This is a genomic window from Sporobacter termitidis DSM 10068 (assembly GCF_900130065.1).
Taxonomy (GTDB): Bacteria; Bacillota; Clostridia; order Oscillospirales; family Oscillospiraceae; genus Sporobacter; species Sporobacter termitidis.
In genome coordinates, this window is sequence record NZ_FQXV01000005.1 from 63,252 (window position 1) to 75,346 (window position 12,095).

The following is a 12,095-nucleotide window of genomic DNA, read 5'->3' on the forward strand; positions in this document are numbered from 1 at the left end:
TTATGTTAACAAACATGTGTATTAGAGCTATTAAATCATGATTTCAGGACAAAGTATGTCAGATATCCAACGGACCACCATCTTTTATATAATTGCCATAATTTTTTAAGTCGATTTAAAACGCATGCGTGATACTTTCACTGATTCAGGCGCCGGCAATGCTTTTTACAGCCGAAACAGCGGCCTCTATATCGTCGATCGTATTGAAATACCCCATGCTGAACCGGACGCCTCCCAGCTCTCCCGTGCCGATCGTTTCGTGTGCGTACGTCGCGCAGTGCAGGCCCGGACGGACGCCGATACCATACCGCTCATCCAGCAGCTCCGCCACCCCCATCGGCGGCTTTCCCATTATATTCAGCGTGACAATACCAAGCTGCTTTTCCGCCGACAGCGGACCGTACAGGACCACATTTCCGACGTCGCGCAGCCCTTCGAGCATCAGCCGGGTGAGCATTTGCTCGTGCGCCCGGATTTTTTGCGTCGTTTCCAACAGGATGAAATCAACGCCGGCCTTCATACCAAGAATACCCGGGGCATTCAGCGTGCCGATTTCATATCTCTCGTAAAACAGCCAGCTGTCGATCTCTTCCTCCGAGACATGGCCGACATAAGGCCTGACACGCGCCCTCGGCGATATATAAACCACACCGGTCCCCTGCATGCCGAACAGGCTCTTGTGGCCGGACGCGACAAGCAGATCGATATTCATGGCGCCCACGTCAATGTCAAGCACGCCGCCCGCCTGCGACGCGTCCACCATGAACAGGAGGCCATGGTCCCGGCATATCCGCCCGACCTCGGCAATCGGCATGACAGTGCCCGTCACATTGGAAATTCCGGTCAGGCCAATGAGCTTTGTGCCTTTTTGTATTGCTTTTGACAGTGCGCTGAGATCAAGCTCCCCCGCTGGGGAACAGTGCACGACCGTATGATATATGCCTAGACGCTCCATCTCTTGCAGCGGGCGCAGCATGGCCTTGTGTTCCATCGAGGTGACGATCACATGGTCTCCAGCGTTCAGCAGTCCCCCATAGACCATTTTGATGGCCTCCGTCGCGTTGAAGCTGAATACGACCCGGTTGGGGTCGGGAATCGAAAAAAGCTTTGCGACGCTTTTCCGGGCCTCGAACAGCTCATTGCTGATTCTTTTCGCCATCGCGTGCCACGAGCGCCCCGGGTTGGCCCCGTATTGGATCATGCTGTCATAGATCGCCCGATACACGCTCTCCGGTTTCGGGAATGTTGTGGACGCATTATCCAAGTAGATCATCGTTTCCTCCATCTGTCAAAAAGCAGGCACACATATGACCGCCGCCATAGTCCGTTAACGCCGGCATCGATTGCCGGCATGCCTCTTCGCGCCGGCCGCACCTGCCGTAGTAAACGCATCCCGCCGCGGCGTCGCCGCTGCCGCAATCCTCTGATATGGCGGCAGGGCGTGCCGCATTCGCGTCGAGGGTATACGCCGCGCCAAACAGCTCCCTCGTGTAAGGATGCCTGATGTCCGACAAGCGCTCCTCCCCGCGCAGTATCTCCGCGACATGACCCCGGTACAGCACGGCAATCCGGCTGCATACCTGCCTTAAAAGCGCGATATCATGGCTGATAAGAATCGAGGTCAGTCCATGTTCGGCGTGCGTTTTAGAAATATCCTCGAGTACCTGCTTTTGAATCGTTGCATCCAGGGCCGACGTGGGCTCGTCATAGATAATGATCTCCGGCCGTATCTCCAGGCATCTGGCAAGCGAGACTCTCTGGAGCTCTCCGCCGCTGAGCTCGTGCGGATATCTTTTAACATACGCTGCGGGAAGCAGCATGCCTTCCAGCGCATCTTTTACCGCCTGTTGCTGCGCATTGGGGCGTTTTAACCGGAAATTCTTCAAGGGCTCCCTCAGTACCGCCCCGATTTTCATGCGCGGGCTGAAGGTGGACGCCGGCTCCTGGAACACCATCTGGGCCTGTCTGAAATACGCGCGTCTTTGAGGACCGGACATCTGTGCCATATCCGCCCCTCTGAAAACGACCCGGCCGTCATCCGGTTTTTCAAGCCCAAGCAGCAGCCGTGCCAGCGTGCTTTTGCCGCATCCGCTCTCCCCGGCTATCCCCAGCAATTCGCCGTCGTATATTTTTAACGACAGATGCTCCAGGGCCGTCGTTTTATCCTTACCGTCTTCCGTGGCATATTTTTTCGCGATGTTTTCAAGCGTAAATATCACCTTGCCGCTCCTCGCTGATGCTATGGACGGTGCCTCGTTCAGCTTCATCACATTAGCGAGCAGGCGTTTTGTATACGCTGCTTTCGGTCTTGAAATAACTTCTTCCGCGCGGGCGCATTCCAGCATTGCTCCGCTGCGCATGATGCCGATTTTATCGGCAATATGCGCGGCAACGCCGATATTATGCGTCACGAGCAGAATAGCGGTGCCGAAGGATTCCTTCAGGAAAAGCAGCTCGCGCATGATCTGCGCCTGCGAGACGGTATCAAGGGCGCTGGTCGGCTCGTCCGCAATGATCAGCTCCGGTCCTGTCGCCATCGCCATGGCGAGCGAAACCCTCTGTTTCATGCCGCCGCTCAGCTGCGACGGGTAAGAACGCAGGATTCTGTCTCCGTCGCTCAGGTTCAGCCGTCTCATAATGTCAAGCTCCAGGTCCTTTGCATCATGGCGGCTGACGCTGCGATGGCAGCGAATAAACTCGGTAAACTGACTGCCAATCTTGCGCACAGGGTTCAGCGACGCCCCAGCATCCTGAAAAACGTACCCGATCCTGTTCCCCCGGATTTTTTGCCACCGCGCCGGCGATAAGCCGGTAAGCTCCCGGCCGGCGAAGCAAATGCTGCCGCCGGCGATGTATCCGTTTTCAGGCAGCAGGCCTATGATTGTGCGAAGCACGGTGGATTTCCCGCTCCCGCTTTCCCCGACAACGGCGAAAATCTCGCCGTTGTCGAGTTGAAAGCTCACGTCGCTGACCGCGGGGGCCTGCCCACCGTACCTGACGGTAAGATGACTGACGTCGAGAAGCATACGCTTATCCTATGTCAACCTTGTTGGTCATCAGATAATAGTCGATCGGGTACGCCTGAATCCCTTTGACGCTGCTTTTACTCACAGCATTGTTGTTCGTATATGTCAAAAACAGATACGGGCTGTCGTTCAATATGAGCTGCTGCGCCTGCGCCGCGATATCGCAGCGCGCCGTCGTATCCATTTCGGTCGACAGCTTGCCCATCAGGGCATCCAGGTCCTTATTGCTGTAGCCTCCGTAATTTTCGGACGCTCCCGTTTTAAAATACAGCTCCAGGAAATACTGTGGATCGCCTGTTGTGCCCGTGTTGATGTTTCCGACGCCGATATCGAAATTGACACTCTTATCAGCCATTGCCGTCAGGACATCGTCATACAGTTCAATATTCACTTTAATGCCGATAGCTGAGAAGGCCGCCTGCAGATAGGATGCCAGGGTGCTGTTATCGGTGCCCTTTTTAATAACGAGCTTCAGCTCGATATTCTTGCCGTCTTTATCGACAAAGCTGTCGCCGTTACTGTCCTTATATCCGCCATCCGCGAGCAGCTGCTTGGCCTTGCCGGTATCATAGCTGTAAGCCGTCAGTCCGTCGTTGCCGAACGGCAGGGCGGACGAGAACGCTCCGGTCGCCGCCGAGCCGCCCAGAAGCGTTTTAGCCAGGTCCTCACGGTTCAGGCTGTAGGCAAGCGCTTTTCTGACATTCGCGTCGCTGAGGAAGGGATTGCCGTAATTCAGCCAGATCAGCGCTGTCCTGGTGCTGGGGACGACAGAGACGGTGTAAGCGCTGTTATTCGTAAAGAGCGGCAGCGCCGTTTGCGAAAGGCTCTGGCCCACGTCAATTTCGCCGGATTGCAGCGCCGCGCTCAAGGTATCGCCGTCTTTTATCAGCTTGTATGTCACGGTGCTCAGGGGCGAGGCGCCGCCCCAGTAATTTTTATATGCTTTGACCTCGATGGTCTGGTCCTTTGTGTAAGATACGGCTTCAAACGGGCCTGTGCAAACCGGGGCCGTGTTGACGTTTGTCAGGTCGACGGAGGTGTCGATAATTGTAAATACCGGATCGGCAAGATTGCCGAGCGTCGCGCCGTAGGGCTCCGACATTTTAATTGTCAAATCCTGTCCCGACGCCGTAATCTCGGCCACCGGCAGGAGAGAGACGGCCCGGTCGCATTCCTTCAGCGCTCTGTCCAGAGAGGCCTTGACGGCTTCCGCCGTCACCGGATTGCCGTTTTGGAATGTGACGCCGTCACGGATATGGAAGGACCATGTTGTCGCGTCGACATTTTTCCAGCTGTCGGCGATGACTCCGGTGATCTGCATATTGGCGTCGAGCTTGACAAGACTTTCGCCGATCGCCGTTCTGGCCAGAGTCCAGCCGTTCCAGCTCTGTATCGGGTCCAGGCCATCGCCGAAATAGCCGAGCGCAACCGTCAGATGCTTGTCGGCAGGGGTTCCGGTGCTGGCGCCGGCGGCGGATTCGGGCGCCGAAGGCGTCTCGGATGTCCCGGCCGGCGTATTTGCGGAGCCGCAGGCTGTGAACACCGCCAGGATGCATGCGAGCGCCAGCAAGAGAGCCAGGTATTTTCTTGCTTTTTTCATATTTTCCTCCTACTGTTTTTGAATTCTATCGTCATATTCCTTTTTCAGAATACAATGACCCTTTCGCGGTCTGATCCATGGGATCCAATACATTCCGGATAAAATCGCTGACGAAATTAAACAGGCATACCGTCAGGAGAATCGATACGCCAGGGAAAATTGTCAGCCAGGGCGCCTGCTGGAGCAGGCTTTTACCTTCGTACAGCATATAGCCCCACTCCGAGGTGGGCGGCTGGGCGCCAAGTCCCAGAAACGACAAGCCCGCCACGGAAAGCAGCACACCGCCGATGTCCGCAGCGGCCACGACAATAATCTGCGAAAGGATATTCGGCAGAAGATACTTCGTGATACTTTTTACCGCACCCGCACCGGACAATTCGGCAGCCAATATGTAGTTCTTCGTCTTCTCCTTGAGCGTCAGCCCTCTGACGAGACGCGCATACTTTGTCCACGCGGTAGAGGCGATGGCAAGGCCCGTATTAAACAGTCCGTGGCCCAGGATACCTGCCACGGCAATGGCCAGTATCAGGTTGGGAAAAGCCAGAAAAACGTCTGCGATACGCATAATGACCGAATTGGCGATACCGCCGAAATAACCTGCAAGGAGCCCCAGGCAAGCCCCCGTCACGACCGTGACGAACACAATCAGCAAGGTTGTCGTGACGGATGTAGCCGCGCCGAACAATATCCGGGACAAAACACAGCGCCCCAGCCTGTCCGTGCCAAACAAATATTCCCCGCCGGGCCCCTGAAGCGCATCGGCGACATTGACGGCATTCGGATCATGCGGGGCGAGCAGCGGCAATATCACTTTAATCAGCAATATAAATGCCGCCAGCCCGGCGCCGAGCAGTAGATAAACCTTGTTGTGAGATAAATGCTGTTCCATATCCGCCTCACTGCAATTCAATGTCATGACTGAATACGGTGTAAATGATGTCCACGATCAGATTGACCGCCACATATATCAGGGCCATCCAAATGACGTAGCCCTGAATGAGCGGATAGTCACGATTTGTAATCGCGTCCAGCGCCATATCTCCGACACCCGGCCAGACAAAAATGGACTCCACGATCGCCGTACCGCCCAAAAGGCCGCCGACCGACAGGCCGAGCATGGTGATGATCGGTATGGAGGCGTTGGGCAAAATATGAAAAATCAGCGTTTTCCCCCGGCCGACGCCGCGCGCCAGAGCCCCCTGCACGTAATCCTTATGCATTTCATCAAGAATTGCCGCGCGCAGCTGTCTGGCATATTTGCCCACCATGGAAAACGCGAGCGTGACCGCCGGCATGACAATGCCGGGAAATGCGCCGCCGCTGAGAAGGGGGAACAGCTTGAGCCGAATTGTAAAGAAGTATATAAGAAGCAACGCCAGCCAGAATGTCGGCATGGATATGCTCAGCATGGAGAATAACCGGATCACATAGTCGGCGGCTTTATTTTTATAAACGGCGGACAGGATACCAAGCGGAAACGCGATCAGGACCATCAGCAGCATGGCGGCGCCGGTAAGCTTCAGCGTTGCGGGCAGCTTTATGGCGATGACGTTGAGAACCGGCTCCCTGTACTTGTAAGAGGTCCCGAAGTCACCGTGCAGCACCCGCTCCAGCCAATGTATGTACTGGGCCGGAACAGGCTCGTTTAATCCCATTTCCTCTCTGGCATGTTCCAAGACCTCCTGGGTCGGCGCAACCCCCATCTCATTCAGCAGGATCTGTGCGGGGTCGCTCGGAGAGAGATAGGAAAGGAAAAAGGTGATCAGGCTTACCCCGAGCATTACCGGTATCAGATGCAGGACCCTGCGAATGATTTGACTTCTCATGCCGTCAGCTCTTCTCTCCTATTCAGACGCATACAGCGCCGCGCCGAGAGCGCCGGTATATACCGGATTGATCGTTGAGATAAACACCTTTTCACCCAGGACATCCTCCAGCGCGCTGCGCATGCCGCAGTTGTTGGCGACGCCGCCGGAAAAAAAGATATCAGGCCGGAACGGAATGCGACGCAGGAGGTTTTTAATTTTTCGGGCCGTGGCCAAATGTATGCCGGCGGCGATATTTGCCGCCGTTGTGCCGGTCACCTTCAGGGATATGATTTCAGACTCCGCGAACACAACGCACTGGCTGCTGACTTCGCACGGCACATCCGCCGTCAGGGACAGCTGCGAAAACTTGTCAATGCCGAGTTCCAACAAATACGCCGCTTTTTCAAGAAAGCGCCCGGTCCCGGCGGCGCATTTGTCGTTTAATATGAATTCCTTGACGCCTCCGGTCTTCTCGTCGATGCTGATCGCTTTTGAGTCCTGCCCCCCGATATCGATAATCGTCCGGGCGGTTGGGCACAGATAGTGCGCGCCTTTGGCATGGCATGAGATTTCCGTGATCATCTCCACCGGCACGCCGCGCAGCGAAAGCGAGACGTTTCCGTATCCCGTGCCGACAAGCCTGCGGATATTCTCCCTGGCCAAACCGGATTGCCGCAGCAGCTCTCCTATAAGCAGCTCCGCCGTCTCGACGGACGATATGCCGGTCGGCGTCAACGCGGCAAACAGCTTGTCCCCATGAAGCAGGACCGCTTTCCCGGTGCGCGAACCCAGATCGACGCCCACAAAACAGCTTTTACCATCAGGAGAAAAATTTCGCTTTAAATTGTCATGCTGAAATACTTCCATTTACGCCATCCTTTTTTCGCTGTTCAAGCATTTCCAGAAAAGCCCGCATCCTCGTCTGGGTCTGCCCTATGGACAGATCAGGCTGAAACGTGCCCTCCAGAATGATGCACGGAATATCCTTTTCCTGAAAATAGCCTTTGATGATCTCTCTTGACACCGTCTCCAGAGAGCATCCGTTGAAGGTATACAGAATGATACCCTTTCCATCCACGCGCCGCAGGTCGTTTTCCAGCGACGCCTGCTGATAGATCGTGGCTCCCGCATTCTGTCCGTCCAGCACATATCTCGCCAGAGCCTCTATAGGCGGAACATCCGTACGATACTTCTTCGACATGGCCGACGCTATGCCGAGAATGGCGGCATTCGACGCGTCTATGATCTCCAGAATGCCGGAATTATGGCCCCAGCCACCGCCCCACACAAGTGGTATGACACGTTCAAGGTCGCCGGCTTCGGGCGGCAATTCTTCCATTTCAGCGATCAACTCGTCCATAACGGATTCAAAATAATCCGGACGGCCGAAGCAGCTCGTCATACCGTCCTGAAGGCTCATCAGCCCAAAGCTCTTCACATAAAAGGGGTGCGCCAGGCGCATGCTCAAAATATACTGGTATTTTTCGATCAGCCGGTTGCGCCTGAGTATTTCAAAGGTCAGCCGTCCGTCGTCCAGCGGTTTGCCGTCCGTCAGAAACCGCTGAAATCCGAGGATCTGCTTTTCAAAGAAATTCAGGAGATGCTCATACCTCGGGCCGCCGGCCTTAGGTGACCTGTACGCGCTGTCCATTTCGTAGACATCATAGCCGTAGCCCCGCAGAATCTCCAGCGCCACGTTATAGGGCTCGCAGGAGGACCCCATTCCGAACAGCTTCCGGATCGGTCCGTTGCGGCGCATATACCAGTCGCCCATGGACGCCTGTATCATCGAACAGGTCTCCGTGGGAATCTGAAACTGTGTTTCTGCAACCTCGACCATCTTATGAATATCGCGTGTCCAAATAGCCGTATATGGCACCGGTATCGCGTCGCACGCGTAAATCAGCGCCTGCCACAGGCCCATGACGAAGACGACGTTTCCGCCCTGCGCCGCGTAATCTTCGGCATAGGTCAGATACCCTTCCGCCAAATCAAAAAGCTTTTGGAGGGAGGGCGAGTATCTGTGCAGCTCCCTGCTGTGCTCCATGATATTTCTCCATGCGATATTTTCACTCATGTAACCCGCCCCTGTTTTTCACCATTGTGATAAATGTCTCCAGCCGTGTACGTAATTGCCCATAATCGTTTTTTGAATAGTCAAGCCCGATATCCAGCACAGGATAACCCTTGTCATGAAAGCGCCGGACGAATTCGTGCTTCGTCTGTCCATACGACGGGCAGAATTTGACATACGAATAGACGACGGCGTCCGCCCGATACTCCTTTGCCAGACGAAGAGAGAAGTCCATACTGTCTGTCAGCGGTTTCATCCGCGCACACGGCGCTTTATCGATATACCCTTTCGCCAGGGCCTGAAAGGGTTCCTCGTTCTCGTCAATATCAAAGCTGATCGATTTGAGGCCCGTACAGTGATCTTCTGCCACGATCACGATATCCAGCTCATTTTCAAGGACTTCAATCAGCCGCATATCCCCGTCGGCATGGATGCCGCCCGAGAGGAACACGCGCGTTTTTGGGGACGCCTGTACCTCACGCGTCTTCAGTCTCCCCAGAGCCTCGGTACAAAGTGCCAGGTATTCCTCCGGGTCCAAATAGAAATAGCCGCGCATCAGCGTATAGAACTCCCCGCCTGTCAGCAGCGGTGGGTCCGATTTGCGAAGCTCGGATATTTCTCTCAGCTTCGCCCTGATCGAATTGTACAGGCGAATGCTTTCTCGCAGCTTCGAGGGTTCGATGCCGTTGCCGGTCAGCCTTTCGAGCGTCTCGGCAAAAAAGCGGAATTCTCCGTTCAGGAACTCATATGAATCGGCATTGTGACGGTAACGCGGCAAGACAAACGTATCGGCGTCTTTGTAATAGGCCAGGATTGCCTCGCCGACACGCTTTGTGCAGTCGCAGGTGTAGAAGTTATAAACGCCGTCAAGCGACGAATAGAGAGGGTCCTTTTCCCTGAACGCTCCAAGAATGCTTTTTACAAAGTCGCAGTAAACGCTTCTGGTCAACTGCTCGCCGCTCGAAATCTGCTCCGCGGTTCCGGATTTCAAAAGGCGCATATAGGAGGCGCCGGCGGCGTGCATCAGCTCCATGGGCGTATAGGTGCATAAATATCCGATCTTTTTTCGCTTTTCGCTGCCGTCGATATACGATGTCATTTTCCGCTCGATGCTTTGGCCCATCTCGCCAAAGCTGAAAACGGCCTGTTTCTCGATGCTGTCGGGATGAAAGTTATTTGAATTTAAAAATCTTCCTGCAAACACCGCCGCGCCTATAGCGCCCGCGTAAACTGCGTTGACCCTGGGCTCCGCCAAATGGCAGTGCAGAACCTCTTCGAGCGCTCTCCTCATCCCGATATTCTGGGACACGCCGCCTGTAAACAAAACGTTCTCTCCGTTATCAAATCTGCTGTACAGGCCCAATATCCTTTTTGCCACCGCGCGATGTATCCCTGCGGCGATATCCGGGGTGCTTGTCCCGCGCGCTTTCATTGAAATCAGCTCTGATTCCGCGAATACGATACATTGGCTGCTGAAAATCAATTCATTTGTGCTCTGCAGGGAAAGCTCCCCCATTGTTTCAAGGGGGACGGACAGCATTTCCGCCGCCTTCTCCAAAAAACGCCCCGTCCCGGCCGCGCATTTATCATTCATCACGAAATCCATGACGGCGCCGTTCCGGCCGACCGCGATGACCTTGGAGTCCTGCCCGCCGATATCAATGACGGTGCTTATATCCGGGCACAGGGCATGGGCCCCTAATGCGTGACAAAAAATTTCCGTCTGTATCTGAACCGGGAACTCGGAAAATTTCATTGCGATTCTTCCATAGCCTGTGCCGACAAGGAAAGCGACGTCCCGCCGGTTCAAGCCGGCCTGTGTCAGAAGATCGTTCAGCACCTCCTCGGCATTTTGCTGCATGTTGACCCCGGTATACGACAATGTCAGGTACAGCGCGTTGCCATAAATAAGAGCGCCCTTGGCCGCCCGCGATCCAATATCAATACCCACGACGGGCGGCACTGCCGCTATATTCGGAAAAAGATTTTCAAGAGACAATTGCATCAGTATTTCTATCCTTTTTAATGACGTACTACGGTTAAGTGGCGATTAATAAAACAAAAAATGCCTATATCCCGAGATATAGGCATACAAGAAAAGACTTTTATAAATAGTTATAAAAGTTCCTCAATCATTTGTCACCTACACTCTTTTTTGCAAATGGCAGGGCAATCCGTTTCCAAACGCCCCTGTGAAAGGTATCACCTTTCAGGCGTGCTCTCTTGGGAAAATCCTTTAGAGAAGGCACGCTCAAAGACTGTAAATCCAATATTAAACTTTGCTTAAGTTCATTTTAGTTCGTTTTAATTATATATCATTTGATATTTTAAGTACATTGTACATGTTTCCCGAAAAATCGCCATGGTATTTTATCTGGGCTTAAGCAATATGCTGCCCGGCCCGAGGTTTATTTTTCGGGCAGCGGATGCTTCGCTCACAGCGGATGCCCGAATTGAAAGGCGACGCCGATGAGCATGGAGAACGCAATCCAGACAATCGGATGCGCTTTGAGGTTATCGGTCAGGAAGAACAGCACAACGGCAAAAATGACGGCTTTCCAATCAAAAAGCGATGCGAGGCTGTCCGTTGTCTTCCATGCGCCGGCATTGAGCAGCGCGGTTTTCACTATTCCCACCTCCGCCGCCGCGATCAGGCCGACGGAGGCCGGGCGCAGACCGCTAAAAGCGGAAATGAGCAGCGTATTTTTTCTGGCCCCCGTCAGAACGCGCGCGACGGCGAGCATAATCAGGAGGGACGGCGCGACGATTCCCAGCGTCGCCGCCACCCCGCCCCAGACGCTCGCAACGATATACCCCGCATGCGACGCCATGTTCACGCCGATAGGTCCCGGCGCGGATTGCGCCACGGCGATGATATCGGCCAATTGCCGGGGCGAAAACCACCCTGTTCGCTCCCCCATCTCCTTTAAAAACGGCACGGCGGCGAGCGCGCCGCCGAAGGAAAACAGGCCTGCCTTGAAAAACTCGAAGAACAGCCTCAGGTAGATCATCCGGCCGTCTCCCTCCTGCTCCCCAGAATACCGACGAGTCCCGCGGCAATAACGAGCACGGCGGCGGAAAGCCTCGTAAAGGCGGCGCAGGAAAACACAACAAGGAAAATGACGAGGGAGCGCCTGTTTACAACCGCGTTCTTCCAAAGCCCCACGATCGAATCCAGGATCAGCACGCAAACGCAGACGCGCACGCCCGCGAACGCGTTTTTGACAACCTCAAGCTCGGAAAAATGGCCGACAAATGCCGCGATCAGCGTGACGATGACGACGGACGGGGATATGACGCCAAGCGTCGCCATAATGCCGCCTAAAACGCCCCGCTGCCTGTATCCGGCATAGGTCGCGAAATTGACGGCGATAAGCCCCGGCAGGCATTGGCTCATCGCGTAGCAATCGGTCAGCTCCGCGTCCGTGATCCACCGGCGCTTCTGGACGATCTCCCGCCGCAGGACAGGCAGCATCGCGTATCCCCCGCCGAAGGTCGAAACCCCGATACGCGCAAAGGTCAGATACAAGGAAAACAGAATTTGCACAAAACCGCCTCCGACTTACCCACACATTATCAAACGGGCA

The 12,095-nt window shown here is 54.7% G+C and carries 10 protein-coding genes and 1 riboswitch; all 10 genes read right to left on the reverse strand.

Annotation, left to right across the window (positions count from 1 at the left end):
* Positions 1-145: 145 nt before the first annotated feature.
* The 10 genes from BUB60_RS08500 to BUB60_RS08545 all read right to left on the reverse strand — a co-directional run bounded on the left by BUB60_RS08500 (position 146) and on the right by BUB60_RS08545 (position 12,055).
* On the reverse strand, positions 146-1,273 hold the full coding sequence (locus tag BUB60_RS08500) for an aminotransferase class V-fold PLP-dependent enzyme (protein ID WP_073077748.1): 1,128 nt from the start codon (positions 1,271-1,273) through the stop codon (positions 146-148).
* Positions 1,257-3,026, reverse strand: a complete 1,770-nt coding sequence (locus tag BUB60_RS08505) for an oligopeptide/dipeptide ABC transporter ATP-binding protein (RefSeq protein ID WP_073077750.1) — start codon at positions 3,024-3,026, stop codon at positions 1,257-1,259. Before BUB60_RS08505 ends, BUB60_RS08500 begins: the two co-directional genes overlap by 17 nt.
* A 4-nt stretch (positions 3,027-3,030) precedes the next feature.
* Entirely contained in the window at positions 3,031-4,626 is a 1,596-nt protein-coding gene (locus BUB60_RS08510) for an ABC transporter substrate-binding protein (RefSeq protein ID WP_073077753.1), read from the reverse strand.
* A 31-nt stretch (positions 4,627-4,657) separates the two neighbouring features.
* On the reverse strand, positions 4,658-5,515 hold the full coding sequence (nikC, locus tag BUB60_RS08515) for a nickel transporter permease (RefSeq protein WP_073077755.1): 858 nt from the start codon (positions 5,513-5,515) through the stop codon (positions 4,658-4,660).
* Positions 5,516-5,522: 7 nt separating this feature from the next.
* Positions 5,523-6,452 (reverse strand): nickel ABC transporter permease, encoded by a 930-nt coding sequence (gene nikB / locus BUB60_RS08520; RefSeq protein ID WP_073077757.1) that lies wholly within the window; start codon positions 6,450-6,452, stop codon positions 5,523-5,525.
* An 18-nt stretch (positions 6,453-6,470) separates the two neighbouring features.
* Complete coding sequence (locus BUB60_RS08525; RefSeq protein ID WP_073077759.1) at positions 6,471-7,301, reverse strand: acyl-CoA dehydratase activase; 831 nt, start codon at positions 7,299-7,301, stop codon at positions 6,471-6,473.
* A complete protein-coding gene (locus BUB60_RS08530; RefSeq protein ID WP_073077761.1) occupies positions 7,282-8,511 on the reverse strand; it encodes a 2-hydroxyacyl-CoA dehydratase family protein in 1,230 nt (409 codons plus the stop codon). The genes BUB60_RS08525 and BUB60_RS08530 overlap by 20 nt, the downstream gene beginning before the upstream one ends.
* Positions 8,504-10,513, reverse strand: coding sequence for a 2-hydroxyacyl-CoA dehydratase (locus BUB60_RS08535; protein ID WP_073077763.1), 2,010 nt, complete (start codon positions 10,511-10,513; stop codon positions 8,504-8,506). The genes BUB60_RS08530 and BUB60_RS08535 overlap by 8 nt, the downstream gene beginning before the upstream one ends.
* Positions 10,514-10,642: 129 nt before the next feature.
* Positions 10,643-10,777, reverse strand: a riboswitch (molybdenum cofactor riboswitch).
* Positions 10,778-10,943: 166 nt separating this feature from the next.
* Positions 10,944-11,519 carry a chromate transporter gene (locus BUB60_RS08540; RefSeq protein WP_073077765.1) on the reverse strand — a complete coding sequence of 192 codons (576 nt, stop codon included), beginning with the start codon at positions 11,517-11,519 and terminating at the stop codon, positions 10,944-10,946.
* On the reverse strand, positions 11,516-12,055 hold the full coding sequence (locus BUB60_RS08545) for a chromate transporter (RefSeq protein WP_073077767.1): 540 nt from the start codon (positions 12,053-12,055) through the stop codon (positions 11,516-11,518). The genes BUB60_RS08540 and BUB60_RS08545 overlap by 4 nt, the downstream gene beginning before the upstream one ends.
* Positions 12,056-12,095 lie beyond the last annotated feature (40 nt).